Consider the following 18,327-nt stretch of genomic DNA (forward strand, 5'->3'; position numbering starts at 1 on the left):
GATTTCCCGCCGCTCGGGCTCACTATGCTTGCGCCCGTGACAGCCTCCCCGAACCCGTCGCCCGGTGCGCTGGCGCGGCGCCTGAACCTCGGCGATGCGGTCGTGATCGGTCTCGGCTCGATGATCGGCGCAGGGATCTTCGCCTCCTTCGCACCCGCTGCTGCCGCTGCCGGTGTCGGCCTGCTCGTCGGTCTCGTCATCGCCGGATTCATCGCGTTCTGCAATGCGACCTCCTCAGCGCAGCTCGCCGCGCAGTACCCGACCTCGGGTGGCTCCTACGTCTACGGTCGGGAACGCCTCGGCGAGTGGCCCGGCTTCTTCGCCGGCTGGTCTTTCGTCGTCGGCAAGACCGCGAGCTCGGCGGCCATGGCGATCACGTTCGCGACCTACGCGGTGCCGACCGCCTGGGTGAAGCCCGTGGCCATCGTGGCGGTGGTCCTCCTCACCATCGTGAACACGCTCGGCATCACACGAACAGCTCTGCTCACCCGAATCCTGGTCGCCGTCTCGTTGATCGCGCTGACGGTCGCCATCGTCATCGGCTTCACCCACACTGCGGCGAGCGCCGCTGAGCCCGGCGCCCCCGTGTCCGTCTACGGCGTGCTTCAGGCGGCGGGCTTCCTGTTCTTCGCGTTCGCCGGCTATGCCCGCGTCGCGACCATGGGCGAGGAGGTCGTCGACCCGGCTCGCACGATCCCCCGCGCCATCACCGTCGCCCTCTCGATCGCACTGGTGGTCTACGCGCTGGTCGCCGTGTCCGCCCTCCACGCGCTCGGCCCCTCCGGTCTCGCGTCGGCGGCGGCACCGCTGAGCGACGTGGCCGCGACGACGGGAGCCGACTGGCCCGGGGTGGTCGTCCGGATCGGCGCGGCGACCGCGGCGCTCGGAGCCCTGCTGGCGATGATCGCGGGCATCGGGAGGACGAGCCTCGCCATGGCGCGCAACCGCGACCTCCCCTCGTGGTTCGCGGCCGTGCACCCCCGCCTCCATGTCCCGTACCGAGCTGAGCTCGCGCTTGGGCTGATCGTCTGCGTGCTCGTCGCCGTGACGGACCTCCGGGGCGCGATCGGCTTCTCGTCGTTCGGCGTACTCCTTTATTACTTCATCGCGAACGTCTCCGCATGGACGCAGCAGCGGGCCGACAGGAGATACCCGCGGATGCTGTCGGTGGCGGGCGCCATCGGATGCCTCGTGCTGGTGGTCGCACTGCCCGTCTGGTCGATCGTCGCGGGAGTCGCCGTGCTCGTCATCGGAGTCGGCTACCGGTTCGCCCGGCTTCGCGTGAGCGGCGTCAAGGGATGAGCTGGTAGATCGCCTGCCAGCCTGAACCGATCACCTTCGAGTTCTGCGAGGGGCTCTCGATCGGTGTCTTCACTGCACGCAACGTACCGTCGCCGAACGGGTTCGCCACCAACATCGTGTCTTTGCCCGAGCCATCGTAGTCGCCGAGCGTCCAGCCCGCCTCGGCGGCGAAGGCCTCGGACGTCGTCGGGACGCTCTGCGAGAAGGGCGAACCGCCCGCGGATGTCCGGTTCGGGTCGAACCAGTGCGCGGGATAGTACAAGTCGGCATAGCCGTCGCCGTTGAGGTCGCCCGCTTGGAAGCCGTCCAGGTTCTGGACGCCGGCTGCCGGCAGTTGAACCCCGGTTGTGAAGGGGACGTGGCCGGGATTCGTGGCGAAGTGGTTGAGATACAGCCACATCGTCCCGTTGTAGTTCTCCGCGACGATGTCGGCGTAGCCGTCGCCGTTGACATCCGCCAACGTGATCGGCCAGAACGCGTTCCAGCCGCTGCCGACCACGGTCCCGGAGGTGTACGGGACGTGGCCGGGATTGGAGCCCATGTTGTTGTAGTAGGCCACAAGCGTCCCGTCCTGGCGCCGGGCCAGCACTTCGGCATAGCCATCGCCGGTGAGGTCGCCCATCGCCATCGGGCTGGTTCCTTGATCGTACGACCAACCCGAGCCGATCACGGTGCCGCTCGTGAATGGGAGGCCACCCGGGTTGGTGCGGTACGCGTTCTTGTAGAAGACCAGGCGGCCGCTCTTGTCGACCGCGAGGAGGTCCCCCAGTCCGTCACCGTCGACGTCGCCGTCGTGGGATAGCCTCGCCGGTTTGGGGGCCCGAACCAGGGCAGGGCAGGGGTCGGCAGGAGCGAAGGTCTCCTGCGCGACCGGTGACCCTTGGCTGGACGTCGTGATCTGCGCTGTCAGGGAAGCGAGGTCGCCGCCGGCCACGAAGTCGAACGCCAGCGCACCACTCGTATCGGCGACGGCGGAGGTCTGGAACGGCGACGTGCCGCTGATGGACAACCAATAGGTCGTTCCGGGGACGAATCCGGTGAGTGCACCATGCACCCGGAACGACGAATCGTCGAGTAGTCCGGAGTCGGAGAGGAATCGCGTAGCGCAGACCATGTCCGCCGTGAGCTGTCCGGCAGCGGACACGCCCGAGGCGCACGCGCTGGTCGGAGCGAGGTCGGTCCATACGAGCGCCGTGGTCGTCGTCGCGCTGATGTTGTACAACCTGCCCGCCACGATCGCCCCTGTGACCGGAATGTCGATCGCTGCCGCTCCGTCCGCGTCGGCAGTGATCGGTTGTGTCGCCCCGGCGAAGGTCCTCATCGCGACGCTGTACTGGCCCCCCGGCGTCAACCCGGTCAGAGAACCGGTCACGTGCATCGACCGGTAGTACCCGTTCTGAAGCGAGGCGCAGTCGACGGTCGCCGCAATGTTGCTCGCCTCGATCGTCGTCGCGGCGGCCACGGGAGCGACGGTGGTCCCCAGCGCTGCGGCGAGAGCCAGACTCACGACAACAGCCACCCTCAGGCGCAACCTTCTCAGGTACGTCACGAGATGATCTGCCGAATCGTCTGCCAACCCGAGCCGATCACCTTCGCGTTCCCCGGCCCGGTCAAGCCCTCCACATAGACCAGAGAGCCGTCGCCGTTCGGGTTGGCGATCACCATTCCCGTGAAGATGTCCCAGGAGTTGTACCGTCCGGCGGCCCATCCGGCCCGAGGGTCGTACGTGGGGAGGTTCTTCACGATGTCACCCTGCGGCCCCTTGGCGTCGATGAACATCTGAGGACTACCCGCACCGGCACGGTTGAGGCTCGTCCAGCCGGCCGAGCTCACGATGTCGGCGAAGCCGTCCCTGTTCACGTCGGCCGCGACGAAGGTGTCGGTGCTCCCGAGTCCAGGGATCGTCAGCGGCACGCCCGACGAGAACGGCAGATGGCCGGGGTTGGTGCGGAAGTGATTGAGGTACAGCCACACAGTGCCGTCAGACTTGCGGGCGATGAGGTCGGCTAAGCCGTCGTCGTTGACGTCACCGAGGGTGATCGCCGTGAACGGCTGCCAGCCGCTGCCGATGATCGTGCCCGAGGTGAACGGCATGTTGCCCGGATTGGACTTGATGTTGTTGTAGTACGCGACCAGCGACCCGTCGGAGCGGATCGCGACGAGATCCGCGTACCCGTCTCCCGTGAGGTCGCCCTCCGTCTGCATGCGGATGCCGTACTGCGGCCCCCATCCCGATCCGATGACCAGAGGGGTGGTGAAGGGGAGACCGCTCAGTCTTAGCCAGGAGTCGTTCTCGTAGTAGAGCAGCCGTCCGCTGAAGTCGATCGCCAGGAGGTCCGATAGTCCGTCGCCTTGGATGTCCGTCGCGGTCGGTGAAGCCGGAAACGAGTTGCGCAGGGCGGGACAGGTGTTGGTCGCGACGACATTGGCCCAGTCCAGCCGCTGCGCCTGGCTCGTCGAGAAGACTTCGGCGTAGGGGCTCGCCTCCAGAGCGTCGCTCATGAAGTCCAGCTGCACCGCCCCGGTGGCGTCGGCGACCGCTGTGATCGTTGTCGGGGGCGAGGACTCGCGGAAAGCGAGGCTGTAGGACTCAGCGGGCACGAACCCGGTGAGGGTCCCGTGGACGTGTCGGGTCGTCGCCCGCTCATCGCCCATGGGCGTGAGGTAGCGCGTCGGGCAGATCGCATCGGCGCTCAGGCTTCCCTTGACCGCGACTCCCGAGGCGCAGCTGCTGAACCAGACTTGTGTCGTGAACACCTGCGTCGCGCCGGAGTAGAGCTCGACGACGCCGGAACCGCCAGAGACGAACGCCCCCGCGAGCGTGGTGTCGATCTTCGCCGCCCCCCGCGCGTCGGCCACGACCGGCGCGCCGAACGCGATGCTGGCTTGCGGAGTCGTCTGCTGCACATCACCGGTGTACTGGGCGCCCGCGGCCAGGCCGATAAACGTCCCGGTCACGTGCACCGAGTGGTAATAGCCGTCGTGCAGGGTGGTGCAGTCGGTGGTCATGCCCGCGCCGATGAGCTGGATCCCCGCAACGGCACTCGCATTCGCCGGCGCCGAAACTCCGATCACTCCCGCGATCACCGCCGCGATCGCGACGACCGCCACCCGCAGACGCAGTCTCCCCACGTCGTCCTCCTCCGCACAGAACAGGCACGGAGAGCGTAGTCACTGCCCGGCGCGATCACTCTAGTGATCGCGCACCTGTCGTTCTGCCACCCGAATGAGGGGCAATTCAGAGGAACCAGAAAGGGCCGCCCCGACATGTTGTCGGTGCGGCCCTCTCGTTCGTGCGCGAGGGGGGACTTGAACCCCCACGCCCTTGCGGGCACTGGCACCTGAAGCCAGCGCGTCTGCCAATTCCGCCACTCGCGCGAACCAAGGAAGACTAACACGACCGCGTCTCCGCCGACGAATCGGCCGCAGCCGCCAACCCGTGATCTTCACCGGTTCACCAGGCGTCCGGGGGTGTCTTCCCGGGCGTTCCGACTAACATGCATGTAGCTGGCAAGCCGGGAGCGGGAGACTAGTGGGCATTCTGGACAACTTCGAGCGGGGGCTCGAGCGCGCTGTCAACGGCGCGTTCGCCAAGACCTTCCGGTCTGGGCTTCAGCCTGTCGAGCTCACGAGCGCCATCCGCAAAGAGATGGACACGAAGGCCGCTGTGGTCGCGCGCGACCGGGTCCTCGCCCCGAACCGGTTCGTCCTGCGGATGTCCGCCGCGGATTACAAGCGCATGCGCTCTATGGGCGCCGCGCTCACCGACGAGCTCGTCTCGTTCGCGCAGAAGCACGCGACCAGCCAGCACTACCAGTTCGCCGGCGGCCTCTCCATCGAACTGGTGGAGGACGACGACATCAGCGTCGGAATGCTGCAGATCGACTCCGAGAACGTCAAGGGCGACGTGGCCTGGACGCCCGTGCTCGACGTCGACGGACGTCACTACCCGCTCACCGGCGGCCGGACCGTCGTGGGCCGCGGCAGCGACGCCGACATCACCGTCGACGACACCGGCATCTCCCGCCGTCACGTCATGATCACCTGGGACGGACACCGCGCACAGGTGGAAGATCTCGGATCCACGAACGGTTCGAAGCTGAACGGGCAGCCGGTGAAGAAGGCGATCCTCGAACCCGACTCGGTCGTGACCATCGGCCGCACCCGTATCGTCTTCCGCGTGCTCCCGCAGGCCTCGCCCTCCCCGCACTCGGCCCAGGGCGACAACTTCTGGAGCACCTCGTGAACCCGAGCGAACTCACGCTGCTGGTGCTGCGGTTCGGGTTCCTCCTGCTCCTCTGGCTCTTCGTCTTCGGCATCGTGTACGCGCTGCGCACCGATCTGTTCGGCCAGCGCGTCCGCAAGCTCCCCGACGCTCAGGCAGCATCGGCGCCGGCCTCCCCGTTCCCGGCCGCGGCTCCGGCTCCCGCGCCCGTTCCAGCCGGCGCGCCCGTTGGCGTCGCCGGACCCACCGAACCGGTCATGAAGCACGCCCCCGTGTCCAACCTCCCCGCCGGCGCGAACACCGCGGGCGGCGGCACGAACGCGAGCGTCCAGACCGCCCATCGGCTCGTCATCACGTCGGGTCCGCGCTCCGGCACGGAGCTCGCCCTCGGCCGCGAGCCGATCACGATCGGACGATCGAGCGAGTCGGGCCTCGTCATCCGCGACGACTACACCTCCACCCATCACGCCCGCCTGCTGCTCTGGAACGACGAGTGGATGATCCAGGACCTGGACTCCACCAACGGCACGTTCCTCGACGGCCGGCGCGTCACCGTCCCGACTCAGGTACCGCTCGACACACCGATCAAGATCGGGACGACCACGTTCGAGCTGCGACGGTAACCGGTGGCAGCGAACCGTGCAGCGGCCGTCTCCCACACCGGGAAGATCCGCGCGAACAACCAGGACTCCGGCTACGCCGGACGTGAGTTGTTCGTGGTGGCCGACGGTATGGGCGGACACGCCGGCGGAGACGTCGCCAGCGCGATCGCCGTCAACCGGATCCGGGAGGCTGACGGCGAGTACGAAACCGCCTCGGAGGCCGAGTTCGCGCTCCAATCCGCCCTGATCGCCGCGAACTCACTCCTCGCCGAGACGGTCTTCGAGCACCCGGAGCTCACCGGCATGGGCACCACCGTCAGCGCGCTCGTTCGGGTGGGCGACGAGGTGGCGATCGCGCACATCGGCGACTCGCGCATCTACCTCTTCCGTGACGGCGAGCTCAGCCAGGTGTCTGTCGACCACACGTTCGTACAGCGGCTGGTCGACAGTGGCCGCATCACCGAAGAGGAGGCGATGGTCCACCCCCGCCGTTCCGTGCTCATGCGTGTGCTCGGCGACGTCGATGCCTCCCCCGAGATCGACACCCTCATCCTCGCGACCCGACCGGGCGACCGCTGGTTGATCTGCTCCGACGGGCTCAGCGGCGTCGTCAAGAACGACGACCTCCTCGGCGCCCTGGCATCCAAGGACGCCCCGAAGCAGGTAGCCGACCGGCTGGTCAAGCAGAGCCTCGACGCCGGAGCCCCCGACAACGTCACTGTCGTTATCCTCGACATCGGCGACGTGAGCCGCGGCGACGTCGTCAAAGACCCGGTGACGGTAGGGTCGGCCTCCGCACCGCTGCAGTTCGGGGAGCCGAAGCCCACCACCCGCGCGGCCCGCCTCCCCACGTTGCGCCTCCACCCGGTCCGGCCGGCGACCGGACCGACCCACTTCGAGCCTGAGTCCGACGACTACCTCGATGAGCTGATCGAGGAGGACGAGCGCCGAGTGCGCCGTCGGCGCCTCACCTGGATGATCGGGCTGGCGGTGCTTGTTGTCGCCATCGTGCTCGCCGTGCTCTTCGGCTACCAGTGGACGCAGTCGCGCTTCTTCGTCGGCGCGTCCCCGGCGGGCAAGGTCGCGATCTACCAGGGCGTGCAGCAGAACCTGGGGCCGATCGTGCTCTCGCACGTGTACGAGGAGACCGACGTGCCGGTCAAGAGCCTCCCCCAGTACGACAAGCAGCTCGTGCAGCAGACCATCAACGCCGACGACCTGGCGGCTGCCCGGGCGATAGTGGATCAATTGACCGATGCCGCCAAGTGACGTGAAGGAACGCAAGCAGGCCAGGCCGGCCACCGGCCCGGTCAAACGGCTGCGCCTGCCCGCAAAGCTGCGGAACCTCGAACTGCTCCTGCTGCTCATCGCGTGCGGCATCAACGCGGCCGCGGTGGTCCTGGTGCAGCTCGGCGCCCTCGGGCACGTCGATCTGACGCTGGTCTACCTCGGCGCCGGGCTGTCCGTCCTCGTGATCGGCATGCACATCGCCCTCCGGTTCGTCGCACCGCAGGCCGACCCGTTCCTGCTGCCGATCGCCACCGTGCTCACCGGTATCGGCATCGCGGAGATCTACCGGATCGACATCCACTACAAGGACTCCGGCTGGGATAGCGCCGGCGTCAAGCAGATCGTCTGGGCGGCGCTCGCCATCGCCTGCGCCATCGCCGTGGTGATGATCATCCGCAATCACCGCGTGCTGCAGCGCTACACCTACATCTTCGGTCTGGCAGCGCTCGTCCTCCTGCTGCTGCCGATGCTCCCGGGCATCGGGCGCGAGATCTACGGCGCGCGGGTATGGATCGGCATCGGCCCGTTCAGCTTCCAGCCCGGCGAGATCGCCAAGCTGTGCCTGGCGATATTCTTCGCCGGCTACCTCGTGCAGGCACGAGACTCGCTTTCCATGGTCGGCAAGAAGTTCCTCGGCATCCGCTTCCCCCGCGCCCGCGACCTCGGACCCCTGCTGATCGTCTGGCTGATGTCTATGGCCGTCATCGTCTTCCAGCGCGACCTGGGCACCGGCCTCCTGATCTTCGGTCTGTTCCTGGTGATGGTCTACGTCGCGACGGCGCGGATCAGCTGGGTCATTCTCGGTCTGCTGCTGATCGTCGGAGGCGCCGTCGTCGCCAGCCAGCTGCTCACCTACGTCAACGACCGCTTCGCGAACTGGCTCGAGCCGTTCTCGCAGAAGGTCTACGACGCGCAGGGCGGCAGCTTCCAGCTGGTGCAGGGGCTCTTCGGGTTGGCGCACGGAGGTCTGATCGGCACCGGGCTGGGACAGGGCCAGCCGTGGGTCACGCCGGTCTCGCAGAGCGACTACATCATCGCGAGTCTGGGCGAGGAGCTCGGGCTGGCCGGGCTGTTCGCGATCTTCGCCCTGTATCTGATCTTCGTGGCCCGGGGGCTCCGGATCGGGTTCGCGGGTCAGGACGACTTCGGCAAGCTGCTCGCCGTCGGCCTCTCGTTCACCCTTGCACTGCAGTGCTTCATCGTCATCGGAGGAGTCACCCGCGTCATCCCGCTCACCGGCCTCACGACGCCGTTCCTCGCGGCCGGCGGTTCGTCGCTCGTGGCGAACTGGATCATCGTCGCGCTCCTGCTGCGACTCTCCGACACCGTCCGCAACCAACCCCGTCTGGTGGTGAGCTGAGCGATGAACCGCGAGATCAAGAGAGTGAGCACGATCGTGCTCGCCATGTTCCTCGCCCTGCTGGTGTCGACCTCCATCCTCCAGGTCGTCCAGGCGGACACCCTGGCGGGAGACGCCCGCAACACCCGGGCCCGCAACGACAGCTACGCCGCGCAGCGCGGCGCGATCCTTGTGGGTGGCCAGCCGATCGCCCAGTCCGTGCCGTCCAGCGACGTCTACAAGTGGCAGCGCGTCTACAGCAACGGGCCGCTGTACTCCGCCGTCACCGGCTTCTACCCGGTCAACGGTGAGGCGACGGGCTTGGAGGGCGCGCTCGACGACAAGCTCGCTGGCACCTCCAACTCGCAGTTCTTCGACCGCATCAACGCGATCCTCACCGGCAAGAACCCGCAGGGCGCGAGCGTCGAGACCACCATCGATCCGAAGGCGCAGCAAGCGGCATGGGATGCGCTCGGTGACTACCAGGGCGCCGTAGTGCTCCTCGAGCCGAAGACCGGCAGGATTCTCGCGATGGTGTCCAAACCGACCTACGACCCGAACGTCCTGGCGTCGCACGACACGACGGCCGTCAACGCGACGTATCAGCAGCTGCTCGACGCGTCGGGCTCCCCTCTCATCAACCGCACCATCGGCGGCAACCTCAACCCGCCGGGGTCGACCTTCAAGCCGGTGATGAGCGCTTCCGCATTCGGCACCGGCGACTACACGAAGGACAGCCAGCTCCCGAACCCGGCGTCGCTGCCGCTTCCCGGCTCGCCGACCGTCGTGAAGAACGACTCTCTCACCACCTGCGGACCCGGCGAGACCGTCTCGATCGCGACGGCTCAGATCCTCTCCTGCAACATCCCGTTCGCCGAGCTCGGAATGCAGCTGAAGCCGCAGGTGATCAAAGATCAGGCCGACAAGTTCGGCTTCAACCAGTCGTTCAGCATCCCGATCCCCGTCGAGAAGAGCGTGTACCCGCTCTACACAGATCCCGCCGAGCGGGCCCTGGGGTCGTTCGGCCAGAAGGAGGACCGGGCGACTCCTCTGCAGATGGCCATGGTGTCGGCGGCGGTCGCCAACGGCGGCAAGCTGATGACGCCCAACCTGGTCGATGCGATCCGGTCATCCGATCTGCAGACCATCGAGAGCTTCACGCCCACGCAGTTCTCCCAGCCGATGAGCCAGGAGAACGCCGACACCATCAAGCAGATGATGGTCGACGGCGTCGATCACGGCGTGGCGAGCAATGCAAGAATAGACGGGGTTCAGGTCGGCGGTAAGACGGGGACGGCGCAGAACGGGGCGAACGACCCCTACACGCTGTGGTTCACGGGGTTCGCACCGGCCAACGATCCTCAGTTCGCTGTAGCGGTTGTCGTTGAAAATGGCGGTGGACGCGGTCAGAGCGGCACGGGTAACTCCATCGCCGCGCCGATCGCGAGGAAAGTACTAGAGGCGGTGCTGAATAAATGAGACCCACAGCAGGGCTCACCTTCGGAGGACGTTACGAGTTGCAGTCGCGCATCGCGATCGGCGGCATGGGCGAGGTCTGGCAGGCGACGGATCTCGTCATCGGCCGCACGGTCGCGATCAAGATCCTCAAAGACGAGTACCTCGGCGATCCGGGCTTCCTCGAGCGGTTCCGTGCGGAGGCCCGCCACGCCGCGCTCGTCAACCACGAAGGCATCGCGAACGTCTACGACTACGGCGAGGAGGAGGGCAGCGCCTACCTCGTGATGGAGCTCGTGCCCGGTGAGGCACTCTCCACCATCCTCGAGCGGGAGCACGTCCTCAGCACCGATCGCACCCTCGACATCGTCGCGCAGACCGCCGCCGCCCTGCACGCCGCGCACGCGGCCGGCCTCGTCCACCGCGACATCAAGCCGGGCAACCTCCTGATCACGCCGGACGGCCGGGTCAAGATCACCGACTTCGGAATCGCCCGTATCGCCGACCAGGTCCCGCTCACCGCCACGGGTCAGGTCATGGGCACCGTGCAGTACCTGTCTCCGGAGCAGGCGTCCGGGCACCCGGCGTCGCCGACCACCGACATCTACTCGCTCGGCATCGTCGCCTACGAGTGCCTCGCGGGCCGTCGGCCGTTCACCGGCGAGTCGCAGGTAGCCATCGCCATGGCGCAGATCAACGAGGCCCCGCCCGAGCTGCCCGCGACGGTCGCAGAGCCGGTCCGCAACCTGGTCTTCGCGTGCATCGCGAAAAACCCGGCCGACCGGCCGGCGTCGGCCGCGCACCTCGCTCGCGCCGCGCAGGCACTGCGCCGCGGCGACATCCGCGCGGCGGCCGCCTCCGTGCCCGCAGTGCTCGGCGCCGCCGCGGCGACCGACGCGGCCACCGTGCTGATGACCTCCCCGAACGTCGCGCCCACCCAGGCCACCACCGTGCTACCCGCGGCTGCTGCAGGGCAGGCCGTGGAGGAGGAGACCACCGAGGAGCCGGTGGAGGAGAAGAAGCGTAGCCCGTGGACATGGCCGCTGATCGCGCTCATCGCCCTCCTCGCGCTCGTTCTCATCGGCACGATCATCGCGCTGCTCGCGCAGCCCAAGACGCCGGCGCCGACAACGACCACGACCTCGGCGCACACCCCGAATTCGCCGACGCCGACGCCGACGCCGACCGAAACCAGCACGACGGTCCAGATCTCCGAGGGCGACTACCTCGGCCTCACTGCCGACCAGGCCCGCCAGAAGCTGCAGGCCGCCGGCATGGTCGCCGACGTGCAGACCGGTTCGGCCGCATCGTCCGCGGGCGAGGTCAACACGGTGTATTCGGTCAACCCGACCGGCCCGGTTCAGAAGGGCTCGACCATCACGGTCAAGGTATACGGCCCGGTGACGCCGATCCCGACGCCGTCCGACACGGTGTCGGCGAACCCGCCGTCGGGGCAGGGCGCCGCCAACTCGCAGATCGCGGTCTCCTTCGGCTCGGCGACGTGCCCTGCCGGCCAGAATCTGACCGGACGCCGCCTGTTCGTCAACGGCCAGCCGCAGGCTCCCGTCAACGACACCAAGTTCACGTGGTCCCCTACCGCAGCCGGCGACTACACCCTCAGCTACTCGATCTTCTGCAACCAGGGCGAGTCGGTCGAGTCCGCGCAGTCGCCCACGGTGCCGTACACGGTCGTGGCCTCCGGCGGCCCGACGTCCACTCCGAGCCCGTGAGCGATGCCGCTCCACGCGGCCGTTGAACACCCGTGCCAGCACGGGGGAGACATCCAGAGTCGGCCCGCTACACTATCCGGAGCCCGTCACCCGAGAAGGAGTCGTCTTGAGCCCAGATAGCCGCCTGCTCGCAGGCCGATATCAGGTGGGCGAACTCATCGGCCGCGGCGGCATGTCCGACGTGCACCGCGGCGTCGACACCCGGCTCGGACGCACAGTGGCCATCAAGTTGCTGAAGCCGTCGCTCGCCACCGATCCGGCATTCCGCACGCGGTTCCGCCAGGAGGCGCAGGCCGCCGCCCGCATGACGCATCCGACGATCGTGCGCGTGTTCGACGCGGGCGAAGAGACGGTCCGTGAGCCGAACGGCCACGAAGCGCAGCTCCCCTTCATCGTGATGGAGTACGTCGACGGCGTTCTTCTGAAAGATCTCATCAAGCGAGGGCCGCTCGAGGTCGCGGAGGCCGTCCGTATCACCGAGGGCATCCTGACGGCGCTCGAGTACTCGCATCGCGCCGGCGTCGTGCACCGCGACATCAAGCCGGGCAACGTCATGATCACCACGACCGGCCAGGTCAAGGTGATGGATTTCGGCATCGCTCGTGCCATCAGCGACTCGTCGGCGACGGTCGCGCAGACGACAGCCGTGCTCGGCACTGCCAGCTACTTCTCGCCCGAGCAGGCCAAGGGCGAGACGATGGACGCACGCACCGACCTCTACTCGACCGGCGTCGTGCTGTTCGAGATGCTCACCGGTCGGCCCCCGTTCCGCGGCGACACCCCGGTCGCGGTCGCCTACCAGCACGTCAGCGAGACCGCCGTCGCGCCGAGCACGATCAACCCCAAGGTCTCCCCGGCCATGGACGTCGTCGTGGCCCACGCGCTCACCAAGGATCGCTTCGAGCGCTACCAGACGGTCGCCGACTTCCGCCACGACCTCGACGAGGCTGCGGCAGGACGTGTCCCGGTCCATAAGAAGCAGGACGAGTTCGCGGAGACGCTCTTCGGTGCGCCGCCCAGCTCTGTCTCGGGCCCGGAGGCCGCCTTCCGTCAGCTCGCCGAAGACCAGACGCTGGTCCGCACGCAGCGACGCCCACCGGTCATCTGGATCTGGGCGGGTATCGCCGTCATGGCCGTCGTCATCGTCGCCGTGCTCGCTTGGGTGCTGAGACTCGCACCGAGCACCACGATGCCCGACACGTCGCGCCAAGTCCCCAACCTCTCCGGCCAGACGCTCGACAAGGCCACGAAACAGCTGGAAGACCTCCACCTCAAATGGACGCAGACCAGCGAAGAGAGCTCGACATACGCCGCGGGCCAGGTGACGCGCACCGACCCCGCCGCGGGCATCGTCGTCGCCACAGGAGACACGATCAACGTCTACGTCTCGACCGGCAAGAAAGCTGTCGCCGTCCCCGATCTCACCAACATGACACAGGATGCGGCCAAGCAGGCGTTGCAGACGGCAGGGCTGATGCTCGGACCGGTGACGACCGAGAACTCCGCGACTGTTCCGGCCAACGTGGTCATCCAGACGAACCCGGCAGCGGGTGGAACGGCACACGAGGGCGACGCGATCGCCATCACGATCTCCAGCGGCAAAGTCACGTTGACCGACCTGACCGGTCAGTCGCTCACCGCGGCTACGGCGCTCCTCTCGCAGCTCGGCCTGACGGCGGACCCGAAGGCCGACTCGACGTGTCCGCAGAACTCCGGCGCCCCGCTGGTGCACACGCAGTCGGTCGCGCCCGGGGATGTGCCGCAGGGCAGCACCGTCGGGCTCACGTACTGCTCGGGCTAGCCGATCCGCGCCACCGTGCGGTGGATCAGCCCAGCTTGACCAGTGGGTTCAGCGAACGGGAGGCCTCGGCCGCGCCCGCGAGCCCGGCGTCCTCGAGCCAGTTGCCGAGCATCCGGTAGCCACCCTCGGTGAGCACCGACTCGGGGTGGAACTGGACCCCGTAGATCGGCGCGTCGCGGTGCTGCAGCGCCATGATGACTCCACCGGCGGTGCGCGCCGTGACGATGAGCTCGTCGGGCAGCGTACCGTCGACCACCGCAAGGGAGTGGTACCGGGTGGCGGTGAACGGCTGGGGAACGCCGTCGAAGAGCATGCTGTCGTCGTGCTCGACCTGCGACGTCTTGCCGTGCATCAACTCCTCGGCGTTGGTCACGACACCGCCGAACGCCTCCGCGATCGCCTGGTGACCGAGGCAGACGCCCAGGAGCGGCGTACGCGTCGCGAGTGCGAGCTCGACCACCGGGATGGACACGCCCGCGTCGGCCGGCTTGCCCGGACCGGGCGAGACCAGCACCGCATCGTAGTCGGCCACGCGGCCGGCGAGGTCTTCGGTCGCGATGTCGTCGTTGCGTACGACCTCCGTCGCGGCGCCCAGCTCCCGGAGGTAACCGTTGAGCGTGTAGACGAAGCTGTCGTAGTTGTCGATGACGAGTACGCGGGTCACGGGCCCACGGTACCTTCCTGGGGACCCAAGAGCGAATCCACCCAAGGGAATACCCAGGTGACCAGTGCCCACAGCACGACGACCGCGAGGACGATCAGGATCAGGATCCGCAACCACACCGGTCCGGGCAGAATCCGCCACAGCGCTCCGTACACGAGTCAGCCTCCCGTCACCGCAGCGCGGATCTCGTTGGGCACGTCCTGCGTCGGCGAGAACCCTTGGAACACGTTGTAGGCGATCAGCCGTTCGCCCGCGTGGAACGGCGGATTGCATGTGGTGATCGTCATCAGTCGGTCGATCGGCTGCACATCGGGATGTCGCGGCACGGCCGCGATCACCTGTACCTGCGTAGGTTGCACGTACTCGAAGTTGCGGAAGAGATAGGTGTACCAGCCGTCTTTGGTCTGCACGTAGATGCGGTCGCCGACGCGCAGTTTGGACAGGTCGATGAAGGTGTTGCCCCAACCGGAGTCGTGGCCGGCGACCGCGAAGTTGCCCACCTCGCCCGGCATCTGGGTGTCGGAATAGTGACCGACGCCCGCGGTATAGCTGTTGAGCACCTGCTCCACGTCGACCGTCTGGCGGATGGTGCGCTTCCAGTCCGTGCCGAGACGCGGGATGTAGATCACCGCGAACGGCTCGTAGTCCGCCGGTTGCGCCATGACCGGAGGGTCGACGGACACCGGCTCCGTGGAATCGGTCGGCGTGGGCCGCGGCGTGGCCGTGGCCTCGTCGATCCACTTCTTGCTCTGCTCTTGGGCCGCCGATGTCTGCTGCCCGGACAGCACCAGGTTGTTCCACCAGACCTGCCAGCCCAGGAACAACCCGACCAGGATGCCCGCGGTGATCAGCAGCTCCCCGATCACGCCGATCGTCGTCTCGACGGGTCCGCGCCTACGCCTTGACTTCTGCCGTGCTCGCCGCCGGCCGGCGCTGCGGTGGCGCTCGGATTCGGCGGGTGAAGTCATATGACAGATTCTAACGGCGGCGGCGAACGGTGAAGCCGGGTGTTTCCCGGGAACCGCACGCCTTCGTCGCCACGAACGTTCAGATCCCTCCCGCTACACTTGTGTGCTATGGCACGCACCAAGTCCAAGACCAAGCTCGAGCGCTCAGCCCGTACCGAGCGCAGCTCGGCCGCAACAGGCGAGGACACCCCGAACCCCGTCTGGTTCAAGCCCGTGATGTTCGGCTTCATGCTGCTCGGGCTCATCTGGATCATCGTCTTCTATGTCAGCCAGAACCAGTACCCGATTCCCGCCCTGGGCGCCTGGAACATCCTGGTCGGCTTCGGAATCGCCTTCATCGGATTCCTTATGACGACCCGCTGGCGCTGAGCGGTTCCCGCCGGCGTTCATCCACTTATCCACAGCAGTTCTCGCCCCGACCCTGCCGCCGACATCCGGCTTCTCCCCAGTGTTAATAAGCCTGTGGAGAGTTACACCGGTGTAATTATCCCCACTGTTAATAAGGGTGTGGATAACTTATCCACGCACTGTGGGAAGCGGTTCAGGCGCCGACCGGCTGTGCGTAGTGCACCAGGCTCAGCCCGATCAGCACGACGCAGAGCACGACGATGAGCGGCCACTGCCAGCGTCGCCGCGAGGGCTTGCGCGTCTCGACGAAGATCAGCCCGACCAGCACACCTCCGACGAGTCCGCCGACGTGGGCCTGCCAGGCGATGTTCATCCCCGGAAGGAAGCCGATCGCGAGGTTCAGCGCGACGAGCACGAGGATCTGAGTGGCGTTGCCGCCGAGCCGGCGCTGGATGATGAAGAATGCGCCGAACATGCCGAAGATGGCGCCGGATGCTCCGACGACGGGCACGCGGGGATCCGCCAGCAGGAGCACCCCGACCGAGCCGGCGAACCCGCTGATCAGGAACAGCGCCAGGAACCGCGCGCGACCCAGCATCGGCTCGAGGAGCATGCCGAAGATCCACAACGTGTACATGTTGAGGGCGATGTGGATGATGCTCGCGTGGGCGAAGATCGATGTGAGCATGCGCCACGGCTCGAAGACGATCGACGTCGAGTAGAGCCCCGCGTACTGGATCGCTCCGGTGACGGCGCCTCCGATACCCGGGAGGCTCTGCGCGATGAAGACGATGATGCAGACGGCCATGATCCCATAGGTGACCACAGGAGCCCCGGGCCCGGTCGCGCGCGAGATCCACGCGGGCCGGGTGCGCGGCGCGGTCGCCCGCTGCTGGGCCATGCACTCCGGGCAGATCACTCCGACGGCGGCGGGAGTCTGACATTCACCGCAGATCGCCCTCCCGCAGCGCTGGCAGCGTACGAAGGTCGAGCGATCGGGATGCCGGTAGCAGACGCTCGCCGGCGCATCGACGGGCTGAGACATCCTTACTCGCTCTCCGCCCGCTCCTTGGTTCCCGGCTCCAGCCGGGTCAGGCCTGTTCGATCTCGACCGACTCGATCACCACGTCGTCGAGCGGACGGTCGCGAGCGTCGGTCGGCAGGTCGGCGAGCTTGTCGACGATCTTGCGCGACGCGTCGTCGGCCACCTCGCCGAAGATGGTGTGCTTGCCCTGAAGCCACGTGGTCGGTGCGACCGTGATGAAGAACTGCGAGCCGTTCGTGCCGCGGCCGCCCTGGATGCCCGCGTTGGCCATCGCGAGGATGTACGGCTGGGTGAAGTCGAGCTCCGGGTTGATCTCGTCGTCGAACTGGTAGCCCGGACCACCGATGCCCTGGCCGAGCGGGTCGCCGCCCTGGATCATGAAGCCGGGGATGATGCGGTGGAACACCACACCGTCGTACAGCGGAGTGTTGGTCTTCTCGCCCGTGGCCGGGTGCGTCCACTCGATCTCACCGGTCGCCAGACCCACGAAGTTACGGACCGTCTTCGGCGCGTGGTTGCCGTAGAGGTTGACCTTGATGTCTCCGTAGTTAGTGTGGAGCGTGGCGACAGCGGTGTGCTTAGACATGGCACCAATTCTTGCACAGCGCCATACCGGGTTTCGGGAAGGCCCCGAGGCTCTCGGGCCATCCTCAGGCCTTTCGGTGGCAAGATGGAGTCAGTTCGCCCAGCCGACGCAATGGAGGTCCAGAATGAGCCTGACGAAGAAGCGCAAGAAGGAACTCGACCGTCTGCGGAGTGACGCGCAGGACCTGTGGGGGCAGCAGCAGGAGGTGCTCGCGAACGCGAACGCCTTGGCCGCGGCCGCCCGCAAGCAGGCCGCCTATTACTCTCGCGAGGAGATCGCCCCTCGAATGCGCGACGGATACGAGTCCTATGTACGCCCGGCGGCGCAGACCGCCAAGGAATCGGCCGGACACTACGCGGGCGTTGCGCGCGATCGTCTCGTGGGCGACGTCATCCCCGCGGTCGGCACCGCGGTCGGCACTGCTCTCTCGGTCGTCGACCACGCACGTGCGGCGCGCAGCGCGGCTTTCAACGGCGACTTCACCAAGGCGCGCAAAGAGCTCACCAAGCGTGCGAGTGCGGCAACGCAGAAGTCAGGACCCGGAGCCGGCACGGTCATCGCGGTCGGACTGGGCGTCATCGCGGCCGCGGGTCTGCTCTACGCCGTCTGGCAGACGTTCCGTGCCGACGACGAGCTCTGGGTCGCCGACGAGGAGCCGGCAACGCCCTCTGCCGAGTAGTCCGCTCTGCTCCCGGAGGCTGACCTCCGGGACGAATCGGGGGTTTCCCCGATGGTGCCTTCACTCCGACCGCGCGAGGCTGGAGGCATGAACAACCTGGAACGGCCGGTCGACGGCCGAATCATCGCCGGCGTATGCGCCGGGCTCGCCCACCGCTTCGGCATGAAGCCGTGGACGGTGCGCGTGCTCTTCCTGCTCTCCTGTCTGCTTCCCGGACCGCAGTTCATTGCGTACATCGCGATGTGGATCATCATTCCGGCCGAGAAGCCGGGCGTAGTGCGCGTGGCCTGAGC

General features: G+C 67.3%; 18 protein-coding genes and 1 tRNA gene. 11 read left to right on the plus strand and 8 right to left on the minus strand.

The window, feature by feature from the left end:
• The first annotated feature begins 24 nt into the window (after nt 1-24).
• Nucleotides 25-1,302, plus strand: a complete 1,278-nt coding sequence (locus AC0HS0_RS07110) for an APC family permease (RefSeq protein WP_472962773.1) — start codon at nt 25-27, stop codon at nt 1,300-1,302.
• Here the strand turns inward: AC0HS0_RS07110 and AC0HS0_RS07115 are convergent.
• The 3 genes from AC0HS0_RS07115 to AC0HS0_RS07125 all read right to left on the minus strand — a co-directional run bounded on the left by AC0HS0_RS07115 (nt 1,292) and on the right by AC0HS0_RS07125 (nt 4,680).
• Nucleotides 1,292-2,809 carry an FG-GAP repeat domain-containing protein gene (locus tag AC0HS0_RS07115; RefSeq protein WP_472962775.1) on the minus strand — a complete coding sequence of 506 codons (1,518 nt, stop codon included), beginning with the start codon at nt 2,807-2,809 and terminating at the stop codon, nt 1,292-1,294. The genes AC0HS0_RS07110 and AC0HS0_RS07115 overlap by 11 nt on opposite strands.
• 38 nt (nt 2,810-2,847) lie before the next feature.
• Entirely contained in the window at nt 2,848-4,434 is a 1,587-nt protein-coding gene (locus AC0HS0_RS07120; protein WP_472962776.1) for an FG-GAP repeat domain-containing protein, read from the minus strand.
• Nucleotides 4,435-4,596: 162 nt separating this feature from the next.
• Nucleotides 4,597-4,680, minus strand: a tRNA-Leu gene (locus AC0HS0_RS07125).
• Nucleotides 4,681-4,834: 154 nt separating this feature from the next.
• Between AC0HS0_RS07125 and AC0HS0_RS07130 the strand changes: the two genes are divergently transcribed.
• The 7 genes from AC0HS0_RS07130 to pknB all read left to right on the plus strand — a co-directional run bounded on the left by AC0HS0_RS07130 (nt 4,835) and on the right by pknB (nt 13,744).
• A complete protein-coding gene (locus AC0HS0_RS07130; RefSeq protein WP_472962777.1) occupies nt 4,835-5,548 on the plus strand; it encodes an FhaA domain-containing protein in 714 nt (237 codons plus the stop codon).
• The gene (locus AC0HS0_RS07135; protein WP_472962778.1) at nt 5,545-6,150 is read left to right on the plus strand and encodes an FHA domain-containing protein FhaB/FipA; all 606 of its coding nucleotides are present in this window, start codon (nt 5,545-5,547) and stop codon (nt 6,148-6,150) included. The genes AC0HS0_RS07130 and AC0HS0_RS07135 overlap by 4 nt, the downstream gene beginning before the upstream one ends.
• Before the next feature lie 3 nt (nt 6,151-6,153).
• Nucleotides 6,154-7,398 carry a PP2C family protein-serine/threonine phosphatase gene (locus tag AC0HS0_RS07140; RefSeq protein ID WP_472962780.1) on the plus strand — a complete coding sequence of 415 codons (1,245 nt, stop codon included), beginning with the start codon at nt 6,154-6,156 and terminating at the stop codon, nt 7,396-7,398.
• Nucleotides 7,385-8,779, plus strand: coding sequence for an FtsW/RodA/SpoVE family cell cycle protein (locus tag AC0HS0_RS07145; protein ID WP_472962781.1), 1,395 nt, complete (start codon nt 7,385-7,387; stop codon nt 8,777-8,779). Before AC0HS0_RS07140 ends, AC0HS0_RS07145 begins: the two co-directional genes overlap by 14 nt.
• A 3-nt stretch (nt 8,780-8,782) precedes the next feature.
• Nucleotides 8,783-10,237, plus strand: a complete 1,455-nt coding sequence (locus tag AC0HS0_RS07150) for a peptidoglycan D,D-transpeptidase FtsI family protein (protein ID WP_472962782.1) — start codon at nt 8,783-8,785, stop codon at nt 10,235-10,237.
• Complete coding sequence (locus AC0HS0_RS07155) at nt 10,234-11,943, plus strand: protein kinase domain-containing protein (protein ID WP_472962783.1); 1,710 nt, start codon at nt 10,234-10,236, stop codon at nt 11,941-11,943. The genes AC0HS0_RS07150 and AC0HS0_RS07155 overlap by 4 nt, the downstream gene beginning before the upstream one ends.
• Nucleotides 11,944-12,049: 106 nt before the next feature.
• Nucleotides 12,050-13,744 (plus strand): Stk1 family PASTA domain-containing Ser/Thr kinase, encoded by a 1,695-nt coding sequence (gene pknB, locus AC0HS0_RS07160; protein WP_472962785.1) that lies wholly within the window; start codon nt 12,050-12,052, stop codon nt 13,742-13,744.
• A 25-nt stretch (nt 13,745-13,769) separates the two neighbouring features.
• Here the strand turns inward: pknB and AC0HS0_RS07165 are convergent, their stop codons facing one another.
• The 3 genes from AC0HS0_RS07165 to AC0HS0_RS07175 are packed head-to-tail and all read right to left on the minus strand — an operon-like array spanning nt 13,770 to nt 15,376.
• A complete protein-coding gene (locus tag AC0HS0_RS07165; protein ID WP_472962787.1) occupies nt 13,770-14,408 on the minus strand; it encodes an anthranilate synthase component II in 639 nt (212 codons plus the stop codon).
• The gene (locus tag AC0HS0_RS07170) at nt 14,405-14,563 is read right to left on the minus strand and encodes a hypothetical protein (protein ID WP_472962788.1); all 159 of its coding nucleotides are present in this window, start codon (nt 14,561-14,563) and stop codon (nt 14,405-14,407) included. Before AC0HS0_RS07170 ends, AC0HS0_RS07165 begins: the two co-directional genes overlap by 4 nt.
• Before the next feature lie 3 nt (nt 14,564-14,566).
• A complete protein-coding gene (locus AC0HS0_RS07175; RefSeq protein WP_472962790.1) occupies nt 14,567-15,376 on the minus strand; it encodes a class E sortase in 810 nt (269 codons plus the stop codon).
• Nucleotides 15,377-15,484: 108 nt separating this feature from the next.
• On the opposite strand from AC0HS0_RS07175, the gene AC0HS0_RS07180 reads away from it, so the two are divergent.
• Entirely contained in the window at nt 15,485-15,745 is a 261-nt protein-coding gene (locus AC0HS0_RS07180; protein ID WP_208038690.1) for a cell division protein CrgA, read from the plus strand.
• 172 nt (nt 15,746-15,917) lie between these two features.
• Here the strand turns inward: AC0HS0_RS07180 and AC0HS0_RS07185 are convergent, their stop codons facing one another.
• Both AC0HS0_RS07185 and AC0HS0_RS07190 read right to left on the minus strand, forming a co-directional pair.
• Entirely contained in the window at nt 15,918-16,769 is an 852-nt protein-coding gene (locus AC0HS0_RS07185) for a rhomboid family intramembrane serine protease (protein WP_472962791.1), read from the minus strand.
• A gap of 46 nt (nt 16,770-16,815) precedes the next feature.
• The gene (locus tag AC0HS0_RS07190) at nt 16,816-17,355 is read right to left on the minus strand and encodes a peptidylprolyl isomerase (RefSeq protein WP_472962793.1); all 540 of its coding nucleotides are present in this window, start codon (nt 17,353-17,355) and stop codon (nt 16,816-16,818) included.
• Between the two features lie 124 nt (nt 17,356-17,479).
• Here AC0HS0_RS07190 and AC0HS0_RS07195 point away from each other — a divergent pair, with 124 nt between their 5' ends.
• Nucleotides 17,480-18,034, plus strand: a complete 555-nt coding sequence (locus AC0HS0_RS07195) for a hypothetical protein (RefSeq protein ID WP_472962794.1) — start codon at nt 17,480-17,482, stop codon at nt 18,032-18,034.
• Nucleotides 18,035-18,121: 87 nt separating this feature from the next.
• Nucleotides 18,122-18,325 carry a PspC domain-containing protein gene (locus tag AC0HS0_RS07200; protein ID WP_472962795.1) on the plus strand — a complete coding sequence of 68 codons (204 nt, stop codon included), beginning with the start codon at nt 18,122-18,124 and terminating at the stop codon, nt 18,323-18,325.
• Nucleotides 18,326-18,327 lie beyond the last annotated feature (2 nt).

The sequence above is a fragment of the Leifsonia sp. PARNA 1/14 genome (genome assembly GCF_055720965.1).

Bases quoted from the DNA above. Each gene is read 5' to 3' on its own strand.
- AC0HS0_RS07190 (WP_472962793.1), bottom strand. From the start codon at position 17,355: ATGTCTAAGCACACCGCTGTCGCCACGCTCCACACTAACTACGGAGAC.
- AC0HS0_RS07155 (WP_472962783.1), top strand. From the start codon at position 10,234: ATGAGACCCACAGCAGGGCTCACCTTCGGAGGACGTTACGAGTTGCAG.
- AC0HS0_RS07180 (WP_208038690.1), top strand. From the start codon at position 15,485: ATGGCACGCACCAAGTCCAAGACCAAGCTCGAGCGCTCAGCCCGTACC.
- AC0HS0_RS07175 (WP_472962790.1), bottom strand. From the start codon at position 15,376: ATGACTTCACCCGCCGAATCCGAGCGCCACCGCAGCGCCGGCCGGCGG.
- AC0HS0_RS07185 (WP_472962791.1), bottom strand. From the start codon at position 16,769: ATGTCTCAGCCCGTCGATGCGCCGGCGAGCGTCTGCTACCGGCATCCC.
- AC0HS0_RS07200 (WP_472962795.1), top strand. From the start codon at position 18,122: ATGAACAACCTGGAACGGCCGGTCGACGGCCGAATCATCGCCGGCGTA.
- AC0HS0_RS07150 (WP_472962782.1), top strand. From the start codon at position 8,783: ATGAACCGCGAGATCAAGAGAGTGAGCACGATCGTGCTCGCCATGTTC.
- AC0HS0_RS07195 (WP_472962794.1), top strand. From the start codon at position 17,480: ATGAGCCTGACGAAGAAGCGCAAGAAGGAACTCGACCGTCTGCGGAGT.
- AC0HS0_RS07145 (WP_472962781.1), top strand. From the start codon at position 7,385: ATGCCGCCAAGTGACGTGAAGGAACGCAAGCAGGCCAGGCCGGCCACC.
- AC0HS0_RS07110 (WP_472962773.1), top strand. From the start codon at position 25: ATGCTTGCGCCCGTGACAGCCTCCCCGAACCCGTCGCCCGGTGCGCTG.